This is a genomic window from Verrucomicrobiaceae bacterium (assembly GCA_016713035.1).
In the GTDB taxonomy this organism is placed as follows: domain Bacteria; phylum Verrucomicrobiota; class Verrucomicrobiia; order Verrucomicrobiales; family Verrucomicrobiaceae; genus Prosthecobacter.
Genome location: JADJPW010000001.1, coordinates 1,305,811 through 1,328,602, shown reverse-complemented (window position 1 = coordinate 1,328,602; position 22,792 = coordinate 1,305,811). Strand labels below are relative to the sequence as shown.

The following is a 22,792-nucleotide window of genomic DNA, read 5'->3' as shown; positions in this document are numbered from 1 at the left end:
AGAGAGAAGATAGAGGAGAGAAGATTAGTGTCGGGGTGGTTTGCCGGACCAGGTGGAGAGGGTGCTGATGATGGAAGAGGCGGCAGACCAAAAGGTTTCACCTTGGAACATGGCGAGCGTGGCGGTGATGAATCCGACGGCGGTGAGTGGCAACCACGGGACGCTGGTGAAGGTGTCCATACTGATGAGCCAAATAAGGGTGGCGATGCCGATGCCGAAAAGGAAGCCACAGCCGAAGTGTAGAGGCTTGCTATGGGGCGTGAGGCTCATGGCGATGATGGAGCGGTGGGGATTGAAAACTGAAAACTGAGAACTGAAAATTGGGAAAGAGCTAGGCTGCGGCGGGTTGGGAACGGGTGGCGAGGGCGGTTTCGAGCAGGAGGATGGCTAAAAGGGCGATGAGGAACCACCACCAGAGGTTCTGGCGCTGCTCGGTGTCGGTGGCGGTGAGGCGCTGAGCGGAGGTGGCGGCGCTTGCGGTGCTTTCGGCATCGGTGGTGAGCTTGACGCCGTATTCGGTGAGTTTTTGCGGATCGAGCGGTAGGGTGCGGCTCTCATCGGGCGAGAGGTTGACGGCGAAGGTCTGCTTCGGCGTGCTCTGGAGCTGATGAAGGCCGATTTGCGTGGTGGTGAAGCTTTCACCGGGCTTGAGGCTGTGGGTTTTACCTGCGGGGTCGATGAGTGTGTGGGCTTGATCGGCAGCGAGCGGCAAGGCATCGCCGACGAGCAGCGTGGCAGTCGGATCATGGCTGAAACCTGCGGCAGAGAGCCAACCGTAGAGAAGCGGGACGAATTTCGTGCTGAGGGCGAGTTGGCTGTCTGCGGGATGCCAACCGGCGGCGAGGACGATGAGCGTGCCTTTGCCGATGCGGGTGCTGAGGATGGCTGGGTGGCCATTGTCGAAGGTGGCTAAGGATTCCAGATTTTGGATTCCTGATTCCTGATTCGGTCCAGCGATGATGCGATGCTTCCAAAAGCGGAGTTTGGTGAAGTCGCGGAGTTTAGGGTCGGCGAAGGGTTTTAGTAATGAGTGGTCGGTTTTGACATCGCCGAGCATGCGGTAGTCGTCGCTGGTGTCTGGCGTGATGGTGAGATCAGTTTGCAGCAGGGATTTGAGCAAAGCGGCATCGCTGGGGACGGTGATGAGGAAGCCGCCGCGCTCGATGTAGTCTCGCAAGCCAGCGGCTGGTGCACTGCCGACGATGAAGAGCATATCCGGGGCCTGGGCGGGCATTTTTTCATCCGCCGTGAGCACGGGGGCGAGTGTGGCGGTGGGCTGCAGCGCACGAGCGAGGTAGTAGAGCGGCGCGGCAGCTTCATCACGCGTGGCGTCTTTGCCGAGGAAGTGGATGCGCACGCTGCGTGGCTGTGGCGGGGCGATGAAGAGGCGATTGTCAAAGTCATGCGTGTCGCCGGTGAGCGTGAGTGTGGTGGCCTGCGTGGTGTTTGGCGGTGCGGAGATGATGCGGGAGGCTCCGGGTGGTATCTGCGCAGTGATGGTGTCCGCTTTCGCTGCGCCATCCCAAGAGAGTGCGAAGTCACGGAGCTGTGAGTCGCGAGTGTTGGATAAACGCAGGCGGATGCGTGCGTCGGAGGCTCCGTCTGGCTCGCTCGCGGCGAGTGCGAGGCTGAGATTGTCTTTGGAGGCCAAATCGAGGCGATGGACGCTCAGCGTGAGCTCGGCCGGCCAAGCGATGGAGCGAAGGGCATCGAGCTTGCTGCCTTCTTGGAGATCCGAGATGAGATGGATGCGCTTTTGCAGCGTGGCGGTGCTGGAGTCAAAACTGGGCACCGCCGCGATCAGAGCGCGGTCGAGCTGCGTGGCACTCCAAGTCGGTGTGAGGGCCGCAAGACGGCTCTGGATGGCGCTGCGCCGATTCGCGGGAGATTGCCGATCTTCATCGAAAGACCACACGGAGGTGAAGTCGCGGTCAAAAACAGCCAAAGCGACGCGATCCGTGAGTTTGGCGGCTTGGAGCTGCTTTTCGGCCTGGGCGAGGGCTTGGGGCCACAAGTCCGCGCGGCGCATGGAGGCGCTGCGGTCGAGTAGGATGAGCGTGGCGCTGTTTGGCGATGCAGTTGTGGCGGAGTCGCTCTGGAGAAAGGGTCGCGAGAACATCAAGGCGAGCAAAATGAGCGCAAGGCAGCGCAGTAGCGAGCAGGAGCCAGTTTTCGAGCCTACGCTTGCTCACGGGCACCGGCGTCTGGGCATCGAGAAAGAGCAGCGAGCTGAACTCCACGCGATCCTGCGGCGGGCGGCGGCGCAGGTGCAGCAGGATGGGCGCGATGACCGCTGCGGCACCTGCGAGGTAGAGTGGAAAGAGCCAGGACATGGATGACTTTGTATGGAATCTTTCTCCTCCTCTTACTCTTCCTCCTACTCCCAGCAAAATAAGGGAGGAAGAGTAGGAGTAGGAGGAAGAGTAGGAGTCGAATTAGGCGGCAGAAAGACGCTTGGAGGTTTTTTTGCGCTGACGGACACTGAGGAAGTCGAAGAGCACTTCTTCGAGAGGGCGATCGGTGGGGCAGAAGTGGTACTCGACGTTGTGACGATCGGTGGCGGCCTGGATGGTGTCACGGTGGGCCTGAAGGCGCTGCAAGTAGCCTTCGCGGGCGATTTGTGGGTCAATGAAGCGCTCAGCGCCCGTCTCGGCATCGCGGAAGTGCGCGGACTTTTCAAAGGTGAAGTCGATCTCCGCACGGTCCATGAGGTGAAAGAGCACCAGGTCATGCCCCATCGCTCCTAGGAGGGCGAGCTGCTTCTCCAAGTGCTCGATGGGGGCGAGTAGATCGGTGATGAGGCAGATCATGCCGCGCTTCCGCAGCAGATCGGCGAGCTGGCCGACGGAGAGATCGAGCGAGGTGCCAGCGGCCTTTGCGGGACGCTCCAGCTCGGTGATGATGCGGCGTAGGTGGCCAGGGCGATTGCGCGGTGGTAGGTGTTCTTCGACGCCATCGGCAAAGGTGGTCAGCCCAGCGGCATCGCCTTGTTTCATGAGGAAGGAGGCGAGCGTGGCAGCCAGGGTGGATGCGTAGTCCGCCTTCGTGTAGCCCTGCGAGCCATATTTCATCGACTTGCTGTGATCGATGACGAGCTGGCAGCGCAGATTCGTCTCGTCCTCGAATTTCTTGATGTAGGTGCGGTCGCTGCGAGCGAGCACCTTCCAGTCGATGTAGCGCGGATCATCGCCCTGCACGTAAGCGCGGTATTCGGAGAACTCGACGGAGAAGCCGTGATACGGACTGCGATGCATGCCTTTCCAGAGCCCCTCGACGACGACCTTGGCCCGCAGTTCGAGCGATTTGATGCGCATGAGCGCGGCGGGATCAAGAAAGGTGGTCATGTCGCAAGTGCTGATCGGATGTTCCGCCACCGGCCTTTCATGAGGTTGCGGTAAATTGGAAATGAATGCGAAGAATTGAAGCGGACAGTTTTAAACCGCTGATAGGACGCTCATTGGACGCTGATTCAGACGGTTTGGGAGCAGGTTAATAAAATCCTAAAACGGATGACTCACTGCCCGATGCGTCGTTCTCCTGTCTCTATTTATCTGTCGAGAGTGGATTTCTTGGCCTTGGGCTTTGAGGTGGTGGTTTTTGTCTTGGGATTGGGCTCGGTTTTCGGCTTCTTGATTTCGGGGATGGTGCCGTAGCCGTAGAGCTCGGTGACGGAGTCTTTCTTCGGTAGGGTGAAGTCGAAGACGCTGACGCCACGGCGCTTTTGGCCGTCGTAGCTGCGGCCATCGCTGGAGCCGTAGATGAGCGGTTTGCCGTCTTTGGCCCGCTTGCCGAGGTAGAGCATCACATGCGTGACGGGCAACTTGCGGCCGGGGACTTCGCCATCGCGCCGCGCCCAGAACAGTAGGTCGCCGGGTTGCATTTTGGCAAAAATGGGCTCATCGAGCTTCTGCACGCCCGCTGTGCGCTGGAAGGTGCCTGATTGCTGGGTCCAGAGACACATCTCATCGGACTGGCGTGGCACTTGGGGCACTTTTTCATCCATGAGCACGCGGTAGATGGAGCCGGAGCAGTCCATGCCTCCGCGCTCGGGGTCGTGCGAGGCTAGCAGGTAGGTGAGCTGGCGCTTGGTGAGCGCTAAGGCGGTGCGGATGATTTTTTGCACCCGTGGAGGCATCTGGGCGAAGTCTTGCAATTCCTCTGCTTCCAAGCTGGAAACCATCGCTGGCAGTTTCACGGCCTCCTGCGCTTTGCAAAGTGGAGGGACTGCTGCTGCGAGCGAGAGAATGAGCCAATCACGTTTTTTCATGCCTCATGCTACGCGGCAAATCGGTGCGGGAAGCAAAAAATGGCGCTGTCTGCTTTGCCGGCTCGCTGAGAGGCACTCGCAGGAAGTTTGTCCGAGCTCAGAAGCTCTTTCGCAGGTGACTGGGGAGGATGCCGAGTGCTTCGCGATATTTCGCGACGGTGCGGCGGGCGACTTGGATGCCCTGTTTTTCGAGTAGCTTGGTGAGCTTGTCGTCACTGAGGGGTTTTTTGCCCGATTCGGCCTTCACGAGGTCGGTGATGGCATTTTTGACGCTGGTGCTGCTCATGTCCTCACCGGACTCGGTCTTCACGCCGTGGGTGAAGAAGTAGCGCAGCTCAAAGACGCCGTGAGGTGTGGCGATGTATTTCCCCGCGATGGCGCGGCTGACGGTGGTCTCATGCACGCCGACATCCGCCGCGACGGTGGCCATGTTGAGTGATTTGAGATGGCCTGCGCCTTTGTCCAGGAAGTCACGCTGATGGCGGAGGATCTCTGTGGCGATCTTATGAATGGTCTGCTGGCGCTGCTGGATGCAGCGGATGAGGAATTTTCCGCCACGGATTTTATCCCGCACGTAGTCCTTCACTTCGCTGCTGGAGCCTTCTTGACTGATGAGGTCTTTGTAGGTGTTGCTGATGCGGAGGCGGGGCAGGTCATCATTGCGCATGACGGCGACCCAGGTGTTGTTTTGACGCTCGACCACGACATCGGGGGTGACGTAGTGATTGTCAGAGGTGGCAAAGCGCTGCGCGGGGCGTGGATCGAGCGTGCTGATGAAATCTGCGGCACGGATGATCTGATCGAGCGGGACGCTGAGCTTCCGTGCGATGAGGGGATGATGCTTGGCGGCTAATTCCTCTAGGTGCTGATCGACGACGTGCCAAACGAGGGTGTTTTTTTTGCCAATGCGCTCGAGCTGGGCCAGTAGGCACTCACGCAGATCCTCGGAGCCGATGCCGACGGGGTCAAAGCTCTGGAGGAGGCGCTTGGCCTCCTCGAGCTCGGCGATGGGGATGCCCTGCGCGAGGCTGATGTCACCGATTTTGGTATTGAGGAAGCCGCGGTCATCGAGATTGCCGATGAGGTACTCCACGTGCTCGGTGATGTGTGGATGGCTGACCTCGGCGGTGTGGAGCTGGGAGAGTAGGTGCTCCTGCAGCGTGGTGGGGGCCACAATGCTGTCCATCATGAATTGCCAGCGCTCCTGGTCATCACTGCGGCGGGCGAGATTCTGCTGGCGGCTCTGCTGCCAGTACTCACGCCATTCATCGTCCATCTGGCTGGCACTGGCGAGATCGTCTTGATCGCCGCTGCGATCATCGGGGTCATTAGGGATGGCGTCTTCGAGAGAGGTCTCGGGGGACTCGAGCTCGATGACAGGGTTTTGCTCGACCTCCTGCTGGATAATTTGGCGTAGCTCCAGAGTCGGAGCCTGCAGGATTTGCAGGCTTTGCTGCATCTGAGGCCCGAGGGCGAGTTTTTGAGTCTGAATCTGCTGAAAGCCCTGGCTGGACATAGGTTGGGAGGCCGGCAGGCACCGGGGTCACCTGCTGCGAGATTACCCAAAGCTGCAATCGGGCCAACTTCGATGGCTTTTTTTCAAAAGGAGCGAAAATCTGCTCCTGGGGTTCTGTGGCCGATTGTTACGGCACTTCGAAAACCTTCTGCGTGGTGGGATCGAGCGCGAGGGAGCCGCTTTCGAGGCCTGTGACATCGAGTTCCTTGTATGGCGGATAGGGGCTGACGACTCGGCCAGATCTGGAGCCACGCTTGCCTTTCAGGAAGGAGCTAGAGGATGAGGAGGCGAAGCTGGAGGAGTCATTCTTGGAGCTGGAGGTGCTCGAAGAACTGGTGGAGGAGTCCGAGCGGCGTGAGGTGACGACTTCAGGCTCGCGCTCTAGCTCCGGCTCGCGGCTGCGAGTGCTGGTGGGCGGGGGCGAGCTGCGGGTGGTGGTGCTCCGAGTGCTGGATTTCGGCTTGGTGGTGCTGGTTTTGCTGCTGCTGCTACTGCGTGTGCTGGCGACGGTTTTTTTCGAGGAAGTGGGAGCCTTGGGCGGAGTGTATTTTTTGGAGCTGGTGCTGCTTTTGCTAGCAGAGCTCAGACTGTTTTTTGTGGGCGACACTGGGGCAGGGGGCTGGCTCCTTGTCTGCGGTGCAGGTGTCGGTGGATATTTATACCCTGAAGGCGGCTGCGTAGGTGCAGGTGGGCGCTGATACTGTGGCTGCGGATACGACGGGGCGGCGGGGTAGGATGGGCTGGGCTGTGAATACTGCGGCTGCGAATACTGAGGCCGGGAGTATTGCGGCTGCGAATACTGCGGCTGTGTGTAGCGGGGCTGTTGGGAGTATTGGGGCTGCGAATACTGCGGTTGGGAGTATTGCGGCGAATGCGAATACTGCGGCTGCGAGGTGTTGCTATGGCGGATGTTATTGACGGTTTTGCGGAACCACTGGCCTACCCGCTGGCCCATGCGTGGGATGAAGTCTAATGAGCTACCGGAGCGCGGCTGGGAGTAGCTGCTGGAGTAACCACTGGCGTATCCGCTCGGGGCTGGCATCGGCGTGCCATAGCCTGGCTGCGTCTGCGGATAATAGGCCGACTGCGCGGAAACCCAGCCCCCGCTGACACACAGCATGGCAGTGGCGATAGCCGAACGAGAAGAGCCAAAAATGGCGTGAGTTTTCATAGTTATTTAACATTTCTTAAGTTTATGGCACTTTCAAGTCGGTTTTTGCCTACTTGAAACCGCCTTCACAGACGTGGCTGGGCGGATTCCATTCACGCCGGATTGGCTCGGCACTGCATCAGCACACGGCGCGGACGTGATCAGCGCTGGCGAGTGTATGCGTGCTGCCATCCGCGAGTTGGAGGACGAGGTGGCCTTCCTCATCCAGATCGAGCACGCGTCCAAAAATCTCTCCCGTAGGCGTCATGGCGCGGATGGTGCGCTGGGTCAGCCAGCTCCGTTCACGAACCTCCGCCACGGCCTCGCAGAAGCCGCTGTCGATGCGCTGAAAAGCCGCGTGCAAGGCACTCAGGACCTGCGCCGCGAGTGAATTCCGGTCGATCTCACGCAGCGTCGGTGAAGCCAGCTTTTTGAGCAGAGAGGTGGCGGCGATCTCTGGGGGGAAATCGAGCGTATTGACGTTCAAGCCGATGCCTAGCACCAGCAGCATGCCTGCTGGTCCAGAGACGGTCTCTGCGAGCAAGCCGCCGATTTTTACACCATCGAGGTAGATGTCATTCGGCCACTTGATACGTGGGGAGAGTGGTAGCTCCGCCTCCACGGCCTGACAGAGCGCTAGCGCCGCCAGGGTGGTGATGCGGGGCCATTTTTCGAGCTCTGCATCGGGCCGTAGGAGCATGGAAAACATCAAATCGCGGCCGGGTGGCGTGATCCAGCGATTCTCCCGCCTGCCACGCCCGGCGGTCTGTGATTCGGCAAAGACCACCGTGCCCGTGGGCAGCTGCGCGGCCTGCTGCTTCAGCCAATCACTGGTGGAGCCCACCTCATCGAGCACACAGACATTCCAGGGCAACTCGGGGACATTCAGCGCATCCGCAGAGAGGGGGATCATGGAGCGAGTTTGCGGTTTGGGTCACTGGATTCCCCATTCTCATGCAGCTCATCGTGATCGCCTAGGCATTCGAGATGCGTGGTGATGAGCACCGGGTGATCCACGCTGGCTTGCACCGCATGCTCGATCTGGGTGGCGGTGCGGTGGGCATCACGCAGCAGCATGGCATCATCAAAGAGCAGATGCACCTCGACGTAGTGCATGGCCCCTGCATCACGGTGGCGTAGGGCGTGGAACTCTACTCCATGCTTCTGTGTCTCGCGGCGCAGTGCGGCATCCAGGGCGGCATTGAGCTGTGGATCGGCCGTGTCCATCAGCCCTCCCACGCTCTCCCGCATGAGTCCGTATCCAGTCCAGATGATGTTCCCCGCCATGATGAGGCCGCAGACCGAGTCCCAGCCAGACCACCCCGTCAGTGCCACCAGTCCCAGGCCGATGATCGCCCCGAGGCTGGTCCACACATCGGTGAGTACGTGTTTGCCATTGGCCTGGAGGATGAGTGATCCGGCCTTTTTGCCCATGCGGATCAAATACCAGCCCAGCGCCGCATTGATGGCGATAGTCAGCGTGGTGAGCAGCAGGCCCGCGTCCAGATTCGACGGTGGCAGATGCATGATCAAGCGCCGTACGGACTCGTAGATGATGAATAGCGCTGCCAGGATGATCAGTGCCCCCTCGATGCCGGCGGAAAAAAACGCGATCTTGCTATGGCCGTAGGGATGATCGTCATCCGCAGGCTTTTGCAGTAAACTCAGGCTGAAGGTGGCGAACATCACTGCCGCGACATGCACGACAGACTCCGCTGCATCACCCAGGATCGCCGCAGAGCCCGTCAGCACATACGCACCGACTTTGAGCACCAACATGAGAAAACCCACCGCTAGTGAGAGGCGCATGGCACGCGTGGATGAGGCTGCAAGTGGGGTGGACATTCTGCGCCGCTACCATTCCCCAGAACAGATGTCCAGCGTGGCCGCAATTGTGTGTGATCAAGACCAGGGCTTTCGCACCAAAACTCTGCGCTCCATTTCAAGACAGAGAACAGATGATCTCCAGCAGATTCAGGGAGGCCAGCAGATTTCCTTCATTAATCAATCTGTTGGCCTCCCTGAATCTGTTGGAAAATGAAGAGCCTCTAGATTCTGTTCTCGATTTCATGCGTAAGCCCTGGATCAAGACCGAGATTCGCCATCACATCAGCGCAGGCCTTGTAACCATGCGACGAGATCAGCAAGGCCTTGGGGGCCGATGGGGGCCGCGAGGCCTGGAGGCATCAGTGAGTCCTTCAGCTCGTCTTTTTTGACCAGATTGGCCTTTTTGACGGTGGTGGAGGCTCCACCAGCGATGCGCAGGGTCAGCTCGCTGTCGGTTTCACTCACCACATAACCGGTGAGTGACTGTCCGTCCTTCGTGGTCACATTCAGGCCCACGAAGCTGTGCTCCACGGCGGCGCTGGGGTAGAGGATGGCGGTGAAAAGGCCGTCTTTGCTGAGCTTCGCACCGATCTGCGTCAAATCGGGGCCGAAGTCGATGAACTGGCCTTTGACGCGATGGCAGGCCACGCAGCCGGCTTGCGTGAACATGGTTTGGCCTTTGGCGGCATCGCCCTTCAACTGCATGAGTTCGGGCAGTTTGGGGAAGTTGGCGAGCCCTTGCGCGGCGGGCAGTGGCAGGGCCTTCGCGGCTTCGTTGCGCACACCGGCATCGGTGCTGCGGCTGAGGGCCAGAGCGGCCTGATCTTTGAGTTCAGGCGGCAATTTGCCTTCGGACTGCCATTTGAGGATCGCGCGACCGCCTTCGCCGCTGAGCGCGAGGGCGTCGATGAGCACGCGGCGCACGTCCTCGCGCTTTTCCGGCCAGAAATGCTGGTTCATGACCGCCACCGCCGCGCGATCGCTCACGCGACCCAGCGAGGCGATGAGCGCCTTGGCCGATTTCGCGTCCGCATCCTTCAAAAAGCGCAGCGCACCCTCGCGATTCGCCGCGATGAGCCGCGCCGCGTTCACCGACTCCGGCGCGTTCGGGTTCGCGCTGATGAAATCGAGCAGTTCCTTCTCAAAACCCGTCAGGTTGAGCCTTTCGACCAAGGCCACAAAGTCCGCCTTGCCGATCACCGGCTTCAAAAGCGCCTCCAGCCGCGTCTTGGCCTCCGGATTCGAAGCGATGGCATTGCGGTCGAGCAACGCCGTGGCCGCGAGAGCCGTTTCGGCGTCGGCTTTGAGGAAGATGGTCAGTGCGGCTTTGGCGACTTCTTCGCGGTGGTGGTATTGGAGGAGTTGGAGGGAGCGGAGACACCGAAGTGGTTGTTTCTGAAAATGCTGGGACTGGGAGTCGGCGGCAGCCACAAGTTGGTCTGCGATGAAGCCGGGGATGCCGCGATCACGCTGCCGCAAGATTAGTTCAGCGGAGATTCCATCATCATTTTGTTTTTCGATGTCTCCGATAAAAGCCGTCCTCGATTCTTCCCGTCCCTCATTGCTGACTCCCAATGCCTCGACGATCCAACGATCGTAGTTCCAGGAATTGAGAGCAATACTTGCCCACAGAGCTGGTGCATCAGTGTTCTGGTCAAACCTCAACGCAATCGCCGCTTCGCGACGCACGGCGGGCGATTTGTCGTTCACGACCTTCGCGATGACTTCGCGGAGCTTCTCCGGCTGTTTTTGCTGCCAGAGCTGGCGGGCGGCGCGGAGGGCGGTGATGCGAATATTTGGATTGGGGTCGGAGAAGGCGGTGGCCAATGTACTTGAGAGCTTTAGCTCGTCGGCGGGTGATATGGCTGATTCGATAGCATTTTGGACTTTGGTCGGGTTCACGGGCTGAAGCCCTGGAGCACATTGTAAAGCCCACAGCGCACGCGCTCGGTGCTGCGGAATCGCTCTGCTGTCTCCCCATAGCTCTTCCACTACCTTCTGTCCCGTTTCCCCCATGTTTTTCACCATCTGCCATCCTTCAAAGCGGGCAGACTCATTGGGGGAAGTGAACTGCGTGCGAGCAGCCTTCTTCAAATCACTCATGAACTTGATCTTTGGCATCACATATCTTTCCGCCGCCTTCGTCGTCACCCGAAACAACCTCCCACGCGTCACATCGCCCATGCCGTGACCGCCGACTCCGGGGTCATACCAGTCGGCGACAATTAAAGAGCCATCGGGGGCGACGGCGACATCGCTGGGGCGGAACCAGCGGTTCTGGGTGCCTTCGAGGATGTTGACGATCTCAGCCTTGTAGCCGGCGCCGTCGGGCTGGGTGATGTAGCCGCGGACGACGTTGGGTCCGGCGTCGCAATGGATGGGCTGGCCGTGGAAGATGCTGGGGAGCAGATCGCCTTCATAGACTTGCATGCCGGTGGGGCTGCCTGCGCCGGTGAGAAGCATGTTCGGGACGACGCCGGGGTCGTTTTGATGCCAGTGACGCTGCGGGATCTCGCTTTCCCAGCCGATGCGCGGGACCTGCCAGCCTTCGCCGGTCATTTCGTCGGAGTAGCCGTAGTTGCCGAACTCCATGACGTAGTTGATGCGCACGCCTTTGTTGCCGTCGTCGTCGTTGTCGGACTGCCACATCGTGCCGAAGCTATCGACGGCGACTTCCCAGTTGTTGCGGAAGTTCCAGGCGAGCACCTCGACGTTGCTGCCATCGAGCTCGCAGCGGAAGACCATGCCTTGCTGGTAGGGGCGGTTGTTTTGATTGGTGCACTTCACGCCGTGGATGTCGGTGATGAGGTTGCCGTCCTTGTCGCAGAGCTGTTTGCCGGCGTTGCCAAAATTAAAGTAGAGGCGGCCATCGGGGCCGAAGTGGAAGGCGTGGATGCCGTGGTCGTGCTGTGCGCCGCCGATCTTCGTGAACATGAGCTCTTTGTGGTCGGCTTTGTCGTCGCCGTTGTCGTCGATGAGCCAGAATACGTCGTCGCCGCAGGAGATGAGGGCTTTGTTGCCGAGGACGCAGATGCCGTGGGCGCTGTCCACATCGCGGCCCTGGTGGAAGACGGTGGATTTGTCGGCCTTCGCGTCGCCATCGGTGTCTTCGAGGATGAGGATGCGGTCGCCCTCGGCGCGTTCGCCGTTGTGCTTGCGGTAGTTCACGACCTCGCAGACCCACACGCGGCCGCGGTGGTCGATGTCGATGCTGGCGGGCGAGGCCATCATGGGCTCGCTGGCGAAGAGCTGCACGACGCACTCGGGGTGCACATCGAGCTGCTGCGTGGCGTTTTCCGGCTCGTGCGCAGCGGTGTTGGTGTCGCTGGCGGTGATGGGGCCGGGGTTTTCGGCGTAAACGGCAAAGGTGACGCTGCTGCTGTTTCCCTGCTTCGTGCCGCCTTCATCGAGAGCGCCGCGTGCTTTGAAGCGCTTTGCGCCTGTGGGTAGATTGAATGCGATGACGCTATTGGCATGCGTGCCGATGCCGTAGTCGATGAGCTTGCCCGCGCTGCGGAGTTCTTTGCCGCCCGCGTTTGCATTGACGCTGACTTGGCCAAAACCAGACTGCGCCGACTTCCACTCGATCTCGGTGAGTTTTTTCTCACTGCCATCCGCGAGGATGAGACGCGGCTCTGCCCAATCCGCCCAATCGGCGGTGAAGCCATTGCCGCCATCGGTGACGACGAGGAAGAGCTCCTTCGCGCCCTCGAGCGAGACGTCGATGTCCACGCTGTGGTTCGGCGTTTTCGTATCGATGACTTTGGATTGGAAAAGTGGCTTTGGGGCCGCAAAAACGAGTGTGGGGAGGAAAAGGAGGCTGAGAGCGAGGCGCATGGTGTAGTGGGCGAAAAAATGGAAACGAAGAACGGCCAATAGCTGGGGCAAATATGGTGCAGAGGTGCAACGAAGCCGTGGATAGATCAAGAAAGCAGATGGGGGCTCCTTTTACGCCCGAGGGACGGCGGGTCTTTGGTGCCTGCTCGTGATCCCGTGATGAAAAAGTGGCCTGTGGGGCGGAGGTTGGCCATTTCACCGCGTATGGATCATCTCCAAATCATGCTCATGAAATCCACGCTTGCTCTACTCTTCCTCGGCCTCATCGCGGGGCTCCGTGCAGAAAATGCCATCCGCATCGACGCAGCGGCTTATCCGACGCTCCAGGCCGCGCTGGATGCTCTGCCCGCGAAGGGCGGTATCGTCGTCATTCCGCCGGGGGATTATGCACTGAGCCAGCCACTCATCCTGCGCAATGCGGAGACACGCCTAGAGGGCAGTGGTGCCGCCACGCATCTCATCAATCAAAACACCGAGGGCCAGCCTGCGCTCTCCATCCGCCCGCCCACGCTCGACAAGGATAAAAAGGCCGAGCTTTGGCGCGTGCAGATCGGGAATCTGCGCATCAGTGGCAATGAAAAAAGCGGTGACGGCATCTACGCGGAAAAGATCCAGGAAATCTTCCTCCAAGGCGTGTCCATCGACCACCACGGCGGCAATGGCATCCACCTCAACAACTGCTTTGAAGATCCACGCATCAATGACTGCATCCTCACCTACAACAAGCTCGCGGGTCTCCAGATCACGGGCTGTCATGACATCGTGGTCAGTGGCAATCACTTTGAGGAAAACCAAGACGCCCTGCGCTGTGTCGATGCCTTCAATCTCTGCGCCACGGGCAATAATATCGACGACCATTTGCGCCACGGCATCGTCATCGAAAACACCTACGGCAGCGTTTGCTCTGGGAACATGATCGAGGAGTGCAATGGCACCGCCATCATCCTCGACCGTGATTGCTACGGCATCACGCTCAGTGCCAATGTCATCGCCCATCACCTCCAGGGCGGGATCGACCTGCGTGATGCCTGCGGCTGCGCTGTCAGTGCGAATACCTTTGTGCTCTGCCATGGTTTTGGCGTGCGGCTAGCTGCCGCCAGTGAGCGGGATAGCATCACGGGAAACACCTTCACCAACTCCTACATGGGTGGCGGTCAGCTGAAGCGCCCGCTGCGTGAGCACCAGAACCCGATGCAGATCGACGCCGGTGGCGGCGTGCTGCTAGAGGCTGCCACCGATGTCACCATCACAGGCAATACCTTTGCCGGGCTGGATACAGAGGCGGTCAAGGCCACTCCTGGCAGCAAAGGCCTCCTCATCGCGAACAATCTCCTGCGTGACTGCTGCAAAAAGCTCCCGCCCGGCAGCAAGCCGCTGAACCTCAGTGATGCAGCGGGCTCCATCATCAAAGACAACCTCGGCCAGGAGTGATCAAGCCGTAGCCACGTCTGCGGCACGCCGATTCCATGCCACTAGCTCCTCATAGCGTGCGCCACTGCCGCCGAAGAGGTCCAGCGCACTGCCCACCGTGCCATCCACACGGCCGCCGCTGAGTTCCTGGATGCGGCAGAGATCGGCCAGATGGCGGATGCCGCCCGCATAGGTCATCGGCACGGGAGAGTGCTCCCCGAGGTAGCTCACTAGCGCCTCGTCGATGCCTTCACACTTTCCCTCCACATCCACTGCATGGATCAGAAACTCCGCGCATTGCCCGCCTAGCCAGCGCAGCGACTCTGGCGTCACCTCCAGCGTGGTGAGTGTCTGCCAGCGATTCATGGCCACCGTCCAGCCGGTAGCAGTCGTCTTGCAGCTCAGATCGATCACCAGCCGCTCACGGCCCACTGCGCGGACCATTTCATCGAGGCGACTCGGCTCAAAAATGCCCTGTGAATCAAAAAGATAGCTCGTCACGATCACATGGCTGGCCCCGGCCTCCAGGTAAGACGCGGCATTCTCTGGCCGCATGCCGCCGCCTACTTGGAGCCCGCCGGGATACGCCTCCAGCGCAGCCTGCGCTGCTGCATCATTGCCTTTGCCCAGCAGGATCACATGCCCGCCACGTAGCCCATCTCGCTGATAGAGCTGCGCATACCACGCGGCATCACGGTCGCTCACGAAATTCGTCCGCAGCCCAGATCCATCATCCCGCAGGGAGGAGCCGACGATCTGCTTCACGCAGCCATCATGGAGATCAATGCAGGGTCGAAAAAGCGTCATGGAATAAAGTCGGAGAGCTGTCGTGGAGGTGATGAAACGGTCCCACCCTCCTACACCCAATCCTTATCTCATTTCAAGGCTCCACCGCAGGCGGTTGATCGATCTCCAGAGCCTATGCACCAAAATGATGCAATTGTACGGTTGGAAATGTGGACAGGATTAACAAGATTTTCAGGATTATGCAGGATTAACGGCATGTAACTTGATGGCGGCTTAACATCAGCAAGGGCAGAGCTTTGAAATTGCCGCGACCACACCGTGTTACCCAGGATAAATCCTGTATAGTCCTGTAATCTTGTAAATCCTGTCACCTGTTTGATCGGCCCCTGGTTCACTTCGCCATTTCACCCGTAAGCCTTGCCCGACCTCCCATGGATGATTCGGCGTTTGCCTTTCCGGTGATGCGTTAAAAAATTCACGTTTGGACTTGCCTAAAAGTGGCCGACACGTTAAAAAAGTAACGAAATGTCTGATTCAGCAAATCTTTCGCGGCGTGAGCGCCAGATCATGAATGTCCTGCACACGGAGGGCAGTGCGAGCGTCGCTACGGTGCAGGCGGGACTGCCAGACCCGCCTACGGATATGGCCGTGCGGCGCCTGATGCACATCCTGGAGGAAAAGGGCCATGTGAAGCGCCTAGGCAAAGAGGGGCGTGAGGTGATCTATGCGCCTGCGCAGTCCAGGGCCCGCGCGGGGCTGCATGCCCTGCGCAGTGTGTTGGACACCTTCTTCGGTGGCGCGGTGGATGAGGCGCTGGCGGCTCATCTCACGCGTAAGGATGCCGCTCTGACCTCTGAGCAGGCAAAGCGCATCCAGCAGCTCATCGACGACGCTAAGAAGCAAGGCCGGTAACCCATCACTCTCCTTTTCCATGCCTTCCGAATTCACCACAGAGATCACAGAGAGGCGCAGAGTTCTGAATTCTGAGGCTCTGTGTTCCTCTGTGACCTCTGGGGTGAACTAAAACAGCCTTTTCCATGTAAGCCATGACTCCGCTGCTCGAACTCCTCTCCCACTCGGCGCTGAAAGGTGCTGCGGTGCTCTTTGTCGCCCTCGTGGCGGGATTGCTGTTGCGAAAAACGGCGGCGGCACGGCGCTATGCCATTTGGATTACTGCGGTGGGTGTTTTGGCTGTGCTGCCGGTCGCGATGTCGCTGCTGCCAGCGTGGCGTGTGTTGCCCAAAAAGGTCGAAGAGCCTGCTTGGATGCAGATCGAAGCCCCGTTGCCTTTACCGACGATTCCGGCGCCCAACTTCACGCCGAGTCCGCAGGTGACTCCAGCACCTGTTTTGGCTCCGAAGCCGGTTTTCGTGGTCGAGGCGGCCCCTGTGGCCGAAAAGCCCCGTTTCAACTGGAATCAGCTCGTGGCTTACTTGCCGAATCTTTGGCTCACCGTTGCCGTTTTGCTCCTGCTGCGGCTGGGATGGAGTGCTTGGAGGCTGCGGCGTTTGCAGCAGGCTCTGCCTCTGGGCGAATGTACCGAGATCGCCGCTATCGCCCGCGAGGTCGGTCTGCGGCGTGTGCCGCGATTGCTGATTGGCGCGGCGGATGCAGTGCCGATGGTCTGGGGCGTGTGTAGGCCGCACCTGCTGCTGCCGCGTGGTTTTGAGCGATGGAGCCCTGAGATGCTCCGTGGTGTGCTACTGCATGAGCTGGCTCATTTGCGCCGGGGCGATCCGCTAGCGCTGTGGGCCGCACAGTGGATGAAGGCGCTGCATTGGTTCAATCCGCTCGCGTGGCTGACGCTGCGCCAGCTTCGTGCCGATCAAGAGCGTGCCTGTGATGACACTGCGCTGCGCCACGGCATCCGTGCCAGTGATTATGCGCAGTCCTTGCTCGATCTCAGCCGCCACAGCCGCACGGCACCGGGTTTGGCGCTGTGTGCCTTGACCATCACACGCCGCGCCGAGGTGGAGTCCCGTGTGAAATCTATCCTCGACCCGCAGCGCCACCGTGAGCCACTCACCCGCCGCTGGCTCATCGCTCTATGTGGTGTGGCGCTTCTGTTGCTGCTCCCGGTGGCCATGCTGCATGCCATCGAGGGAGCGAAGCTGCGTGGCCGCATCCTCGACCGTCATGGCAAAGTGCTCGCAGAGACCACCCAAGAAAAAATGCGCCACTACCCACTCGGAGCACTCACCGCGCATGTCACTGGGTATGTCGGCAGGACAAAGAATGATGACCTGACTCCCGTGGGCCGCTCTGACATCGAAAAATCTCAAGAAGAACTTCTGCGGCATGGCGACGATGTTCGCCTCACCTTGGATGCCCGCATTCAATCCATCGTGCTACAAGCCATGCAGGATGGTGATATCGAGCAAGGCTCCGCCGTCGTGCTCGATCCCCGAACAGGCGACATCCTCGCCGCAGTCTCGCTTCCTGTTTATGACAACAACCAATTCGTGCCATCCATCTCGACAGAGAATTGGGAAACACTCAGCAAGAACTCCGGGCACCCACTTTTCTTCCGCTCTCTGCGTGGGGAATACCCGCCCGCAGGAGCCTTCGGCGGTCTAACTGCTCTAGCGGGAGTTTTAGCAGGTCAAGAGGACGCCGTTCAAACCTGCAAAGGTTCAATGGTGATCAATGGGAGAATATTCCGCTGTTGGAAAAACGACGGCCACGGTGAGCTGAACTTAGCCGGAGCCATGGAGCACTCCTGCAACTGCTACTGGTATCAACTCGGCATCAATGTCGGAGGCCCCGGCTTGGAGCAAATGGCGAAATTCCTGGGCCTAGGGGAAAGCGCCAATCTGCCGATCCAAACCTCGGAAGGTTATTTTCCCACCACGGAGTCCATCAATCGCCGGGCTGCTGGCGGATGGCATATGGGTGACGTCGCGAATCTATCCGTCGGACAGGGTTCCATGCTCGTCACGCCGCTCCAAACAGCCGTGCTGGCTGCTACCCTAGCCAATGGCGGCAAGGTTCCCATTCCAAGATTGATCCAGCAGAACTCGCCCTCTGCATTCAGAACGGATTTGGCTCAACATGGCCTCACCGCCGAGCGCATAGCGCCGATCCGCGAAGCCATGCGCCAAGTCGTGAATGGTGACACCGCTACGGGGCGTGCCACACACAGCACTCGATTCCAAATCGCTGCCAAAACTGGCACCGCACAGTGGAAAATCGAAAAAGACCAAAACCTTGCCATCATGATGGGCTTCGCGCCTTTCGATAAGCCCACGCTAGCTTTTGCAGTCTTTTACGAAGGCCAACCGAAACAAAACCTGTCTGGCGGCACAAGCTGCGGCCCCATTGTGGAGCGCATCGTCGAAGAAACGCTCTCACTCCCCGCAGACGGTAGTGGCGAGGTGAAGCCAATCAAAGCAACGCCAGCCAAAACCGCTTCAAACGAAGCGCCCGACGCAGAGACCATTCGCTCAGCCATCAAAAAGATCGCTTCCGAAATGGGCGACGGCTTCACGGTGACAGAATTGAGTCCGAACCTCAACAGTCCCCGAGGTATCGAGATTCGCGGGGTCGCCTCAGGCATGATCCAGGCACTAGCCTTTCGCAACAAGGTCATATTCTTTGGAAAGCCACATCGCTTGGCCTGGACGCACCCAGTGCCAGAAACCATGCCGGATGGTCAGCGTGTGCGTTTTTACATCAAAGGCGAAACCCTGTCGGCTTTTGCTGAGAGCGAAAAGAAGAGAATCGAGAAATTGTATCGAAACCCCATTTCTGATATAGGGAAGCTCGGTTGGAGCCTACTCAGGATAAAATGGGATTTTCCAGATCCACCTGCGGAAGCGAAATATCATACAGCAGTCATCGAGGAAAAACGCCGCATCTACTCATTCACAACGACACGCGAAAAGTCGATCCAATGGCTCAAGGACTTTTTGAAAGAGAACCTGGAGCACGAGCCAAGCTGGCCAGGCCCCACCGGGCCATTCACCTTTGATTGCAGCGTGCAGGGCAACATCATCAACTGCACATCCAAAGACGGCATCTCAGCCACCGTTCGGATCAGCGTGCCGAGATCGGACAAAGCGGATATCCCTTTCTTCCGCTCCATCCCGAAGTACCGTCCGCCACCAGAAGGCCCGACAATCCCGAAAAACCTGCCAGAAGAGAAAAAGCCGAAGGATAACCGCATCGTGCAGGCAGCTCATTACGGCGAGTTGGCAACCTCACCGCAAGACGCGGTTTGGATCGTTAAGTCGCCCCCGAGCCTGATTGCGGTGCCGGATGACTTGAAACCCAATATGGAGGTCGCTTCGATTCCTAGAATGATGACACGGCAGACTTCCTTCTTCGGCTCGTTGTCCATTCCTCGACGTGTAGTCTCAGAGCTGCCACCGAAGCCGTACGGGGACGAAGATGAGCCGTTTGATGACCCACTCTCAAAATGGAAGCGACTGCAAAACATGTATCGCGCTCTGTACTGATTCTACAGGTCCCTGGAATGGCCACTGACCTCCCTCCTGCCGCCCTCTCCCCTTCACCACCATGACGCCCACGCTCGATCTCCTCGCACACACAGCGCTCAAAGGCTCCGCCGTGCTGCTCGCCACGCTGCTCATCGGTTTCGCCCTGCACCGCGCCGCCGCCGCACGGCGCTATGCACTGTGGATCACCGCTGTGAGCACACTGGCCCTTTTGCCACTCGCCATCCTCTCGCTGCCCGCGTGGCGAGTACTGCCGAAAGACTCCCCGCAGCCACGCTGGCAGCAAAACACCATCGAAGAGCCAATCGCCGACTCATCTCCCGCCGAACCCGTTTTCAAGCTCACTCCGATCAAGCCGCCGGTATTCGAAAAAGCGCCGACGCAGCCTGCAATCAACACCACAGTCCTTTCAGCTGCTCCAGCGCCATTCGATTGGAAAAAGCTCATCGCTTACCTGCCGCAGCTTTGGCTCACGATCTGCGTTTTGCTGCTCCTACGCCTCGCCGGGGCCGCTTTCAGCCTGTGGCGACTCCAACGGCGTTTGCAGACTATTCATTGCCCACAAGTCAGCGCCATCGCACGCGAACTCGGCCTCAAACGAACCCCGCAAGTGCTCCTCGGCACCGCAGAGAGCGTACCGATGGTCTGGGGTGTGCTGCACCCGCGTCTGCTGCTGCCCGCTGGATTCCAAAACTGGAGCACCGAGCGCCTGCGCGGCGTGCTGCTGCATGAGCTAGAGCATCTCCGGCGGCGCGATCCACTCGCTCTGTGGCTCGCGCAATGGGTGAAGGCCCTCCACTGGTTCAATCCCCTCGCCTGGCTCACCCTGAGCCAGCTCCGCGCCGACCAGGAGCGTGCCTGCGACGACGCGGTGCTACGCCGGGGCATCCGCGCCAGCGATTACGCACAGTCCTTGCTGGATCTCAGCCACCACAGCCGCCTTGCACCCGGCTTAGCTCTCTGTGCACTCACTATCACCCGATGCGCCCCCGTGGAGAACCGGGTCAAAGCCATCCTCGACACCCATCGCTCACGCGAACCCCTCACCGCCCGCTGGCTTCTCGCAGTAGCTCTGCTCGCACTGCTCTTCCTGCTCCCGGTGGCCATGCTGCACGCCATCGAGGGAGCCAAGCTGCGTGGCCGCATCCTCGACCGTCATGGCAAAGTGCTCGCAGAGACGACGCAGGAAAAAGTGCGGAACTATCCGCTCAAAGCGCTCGCCGCGCAGGTGCTAGGCTACACCGGCAAAACGAAATGGAACGACCCAACTCCCATAGGCTGCACGGGCCTGGAAAAGCAATATGACGCCGATTTGAATGCTGGAAAAGACATTACCCTCAGCCTCGATGCCCGTCTGCAAGCGATCACCACACGCGCGATGCTCGACAGTGGCTACAACCGTGGAGCCGCCGTCGTGCTCGATCCTCGCACCGGCGAGATTTTGGCGATGGTTTCGCTTCCGAACTATGATCCGAATGATTTCATTCCAGGTATCAGCCATTCTGACTGGGAAATAATAAATGAAGACAAAGACAATCCGCTCCTCAATCGCGGTGTTTCTCGATTTGCGCCTGGTTCAATCTACAAACCGTTCACTGGACTAGCAGGGATCGCTGCGGGTGTCGGAGACCAGAAGTTCACCTGCAATGGCTCGGTGAAGTATGGTTCCTCGGAAATGCAGTGCTGGATCAAAAGGCAAAGCGGCGGCGGCCATGGCGAGCTGAATTTAGCGGATGCTTTGACGACGAGCTGTAGCTGCTTCTTCTACCAATACGGCAATGCCGCAGGCATCGACCAGATCGAGAAAATGGGCAAAAAGATCGGCTTGGGTAGTCGTTACGGCATTTGTGAAGGTGAAAGCGACGGAATACTCCCCACTCCGGCCTGGATGAAGGAATACCGACCCAACGAAAAGTGGTCGGAAGGCTACACGGCGAACACCGCTATCGGACAGGGCATGGTTTTGGTCACACCACTGCAAATGGCTGTCTTGGCCGCCACGATTGCGAACGGCGGCAGGGTGCCGGAGCCGAGTTTGCAGCCGAAAAACGGCAAAAACACTTGGAGGGCCGATTTGACTGCCGAGGGGCTGCCTGAGGTCCAAATCGAGCAACTTCGTGCAGGCATGCGCCAAGTCGTTCACAGTGAAAAAGGCACCGGAAAGGCCGCCCAGAGCGACAAAGCCATCATCGCTGGGAAAACCGGCACCGCGCAGAATTGGCGACGCATCGACGGCAAAAACGTCGAGGACAACCACACTTGGTTCATCGGCTTCGCCCCGTATGACAAGCCAACGCTGGCCTTCGCCATCCTGAAAAACGGTGGCAAAAGCGGCGGCGCCGACTGCGCCCCCATCGCCAAGATCATCGTCGAAGAAGCGCTGGTACTGCCTGCGGATGGGAGTGGGGAGGTGAAAGCATTGGAGAAGAAAGCATTGGAAAAGAAGACCGCGAAAATCGTGGGGCCTATTCAAAATATGGATGAGGAGGCGATCAAGGCTGAGCTGAAGCAAGCTGCGGAGCGCATGAGCGAAGGCTTTTCTCTCAGCAAGCTTCATGCGAGTTCGCTCAATCATTGGGTTGAGATCGAGGGAGAGGCATCTGGGATGATCCAGGCTTTGGCATTTCGTGATAAGGTCATTCAAATAGGTCAGCGGCATGATCTGGATTGGACCTTTCCAGTGCCAGAAACGCTGGCGGATGGGCAGCGTGTCCGGTTCACGATCCGGGGAGAGCCCAAGTGGATTCTACTACAGCGTGTGCTAATACAAGCTTCTCTAGAAAAGCCCCAATCCAATGCCGCCTCTTCACCTCCCTGGTGGAGTTTGTTCAAGAATTCGGCCAAGCTGGCAAAGCTGCCACTGGAGGCTGTCCTTCCAACGGAAGGGATGAGTCGCCGCATTTTTTTATCGAATGAAGTTGAGATCAGCTTCAGTGCACCACGTGACGTGATGGTGGCGTGGTTGGCGGAGTCTCTGGGGCAGGCTGCTGAATATGCTTCCGGGTGGCCGCTTGCTCCAGTTGCCTTTGAGTGGGGAGGCATGATCAAAACCTGCCATGTGCGCTGTGTCTGCAAAGACGGCAAATGGGCCAGTGTGTGGCTCACTGCCAAGATCGATGAGTTGTTCAGATTCGAGCGGATTTTTTACCTTCCTCATCCTTACCCAACCAGCCCCAGAGCACCTGAAGGCCCCACCATCCCAAAAAACCTGCCAGAGGAGAGGAAGCCATTGAATGACCGCTTGGCGCTGAATCTGCCGAAGAGTGCATTGCCGGAAATGCTTTTGGAATTCGAGAGTCCGTCATCGACTCAACGACCTGAAGTGATCAAACCAAGTCAGTCGTTCTTTGATAACCAAACTCTGTTTTACCGTGTGGTGGAGGACGATCCGCTACCACCAAAAGACGACGATGATGCGATCGCGATGCGTCAACGTATCCTTCGCGGAGATCGCTCGCTGATCGTGAAGTGAGTGGAGGCGGGGCTTTACTCTAGGTGGTGTTTGAAAATCGCCCCCAGGTAACGAAAGAGGCACCGGCAAAGTAGCCATCTCGCTCCGCGAGATGAGCTGTACGTGTGGC

At 59.0% G+C, this 22,792-nt stretch carries 16 protein-coding genes; 5 read left to right on the top strand and 11 right to left on the bottom strand.

The genetic code is table 11. The annotated features are described in order from the left end of the window. Positions 1-24: 24 nt before the first annotated feature. From IPK32_05745 to IPK32_05705, 9 genes are all read right to left on the bottom strand, one after another. Positions 25-270 (bottom strand): hypothetical protein, encoded by a 246-nt coding sequence (locus IPK32_05745; GenBank protein ID MBK8091493.1) that lies wholly within the window; start codon positions 268-270, stop codon positions 25-27. Between the two features lie 61 nt (positions 271-331). Then, on the bottom strand, positions 332-2,029 hold the full coding sequence (locus IPK32_05740) for a VWA domain-containing protein (GenBank protein MBK8091492.1): 1,698 nt from the start codon (positions 2,027-2,029) through the stop codon (positions 332-334). After that, entirely contained in the window at positions 1,932-2,333 is a 402-nt protein-coding gene (locus IPK32_05735) for a BatA domain-containing protein (protein ID MBK8091491.1), read from the bottom strand. The genes IPK32_05740 and IPK32_05735 overlap by 98 nt, the downstream gene beginning before the upstream one ends. A 102-nt stretch (positions 2,334-2,435) precedes the next feature. Next, positions 2,436-3,344, bottom strand: a complete 909-nt coding sequence (locus IPK32_05730; GenBank protein ID MBK8091490.1) for a DUF58 domain-containing protein — start codon at positions 3,342-3,344, stop codon at positions 2,436-2,438. 203 nt (positions 3,345-3,547) lie between these two features. Further along, entirely contained in the window at positions 3,548-4,267 is a 720-nt protein-coding gene (locus IPK32_05725; protein MBK8091489.1) for a C40 family peptidase, read from the bottom strand. Between the two features lie 97 nt (positions 4,268-4,364). Next, entirely contained in the window at positions 4,365-5,783 is a 1,419-nt protein-coding gene (rpoN, locus tag IPK32_05720) for an RNA polymerase factor sigma-54 (protein ID MBK8091488.1), read from the bottom strand. Positions 5,784-5,910: 127 nt separating this feature from the next. Next, a complete protein-coding gene (locus tag IPK32_05715) occupies positions 5,911-6,954 on the bottom strand; it encodes a hypothetical protein (GenBank protein ID MBK8091487.1) in 1,044 nt (347 codons plus the stop codon). 118 nt (positions 6,955-7,072) lie between these two features. After that, complete coding sequence (locus tag IPK32_05710) at positions 7,073-7,846, bottom strand: biotin--[acetyl-CoA-carboxylase] ligase (protein ID MBK8091486.1); 774 nt, start codon at positions 7,844-7,846, stop codon at positions 7,073-7,075. Then, the gene (locus IPK32_05705) at positions 7,843-8,742 is read right to left on the bottom strand and encodes a cation transporter (protein ID MBK8091485.1); all 900 of its coding nucleotides are present in this window, start codon (positions 8,740-8,742) and stop codon (positions 7,843-7,845) included. Before IPK32_05705 ends, IPK32_05710 begins: the two co-directional genes overlap by 4 nt. Between IPK32_05705 and IPK32_05700 the strand changes: the two genes are divergently transcribed. Further along, positions 8,741-8,974 (top strand): hypothetical protein, encoded by a 234-nt coding sequence (locus IPK32_05700; GenBank protein MBK8091484.1) that lies wholly within the window; start codon positions 8,741-8,743, stop codon positions 8,972-8,974. The two genes, IPK32_05705 and IPK32_05700, sit on opposite strands and share 2 nt — an antisense overlap. A gap of 68 nt (positions 8,975-9,042) precedes the next feature. On the opposite strand, the gene IPK32_05695 is transcribed toward IPK32_05700, so the two are convergent. Beyond that, a complete protein-coding gene (locus tag IPK32_05695) occupies positions 9,043-12,597 on the bottom strand; it encodes an NPCBM/NEW2 domain-containing protein (protein MBK8091483.1) in 3,555 nt (1,184 codons plus the stop codon). A gap of 228 nt (positions 12,598-12,825) precedes the next feature. Between IPK32_05695 and IPK32_05690 the strand changes: the two genes are divergently transcribed. Further along, a complete protein-coding gene (locus IPK32_05690) occupies positions 12,826-14,028 on the top strand; it encodes a right-handed parallel beta-helix repeat-containing protein (GenBank protein MBK8091482.1) in 1,203 nt (400 codons plus the stop codon). On the opposite strand, the gene hisA is transcribed toward IPK32_05690, so the two are convergent. Further along, positions 14,029-14,814, bottom strand: a complete 786-nt coding sequence (hisA, locus tag IPK32_05685; GenBank protein MBK8091481.1) for a phosphoribosylformimino-5-aminoimidazole carboxamide ribotide isomerase — start codon at positions 14,812-14,814, stop codon at positions 14,029-14,031. It abuts the gene before it with no gap. Positions 14,815-15,279: 465 nt separating this feature from the next. On the opposite strand from hisA, the gene IPK32_05680 reads away from it, so the two are divergent. From IPK32_05680 to IPK32_05670, 3 genes are all read left to right on the top strand, one after another. Next, positions 15,280-15,666: a BlaI/MecI/CopY family transcriptional regulator gene (locus IPK32_05680; protein MBK8091480.1), complete on the top strand. Its 387-nt coding sequence runs from the start codon at positions 15,280-15,282 to the stop codon at positions 15,664-15,666. A 134-nt stretch (positions 15,667-15,800) separates the two neighbouring features. Further along, complete coding sequence (locus IPK32_05675; protein ID MBK8091479.1) at positions 15,801-19,211, top strand: hypothetical protein; 3,411 nt, start codon at positions 15,801-15,803, stop codon at positions 19,209-19,211. Between the two features lie 61 nt (positions 19,212-19,272). Continuing rightward, the gene (locus IPK32_05670; protein ID MBK8091478.1) at positions 19,273-22,683 is read left to right on the top strand and encodes a hypothetical protein; all 3,411 of its coding nucleotides are present in this window, start codon (positions 19,273-19,275) and stop codon (positions 22,681-22,683) included. Positions 22,684-22,792 lie beyond the last annotated feature (109 nt).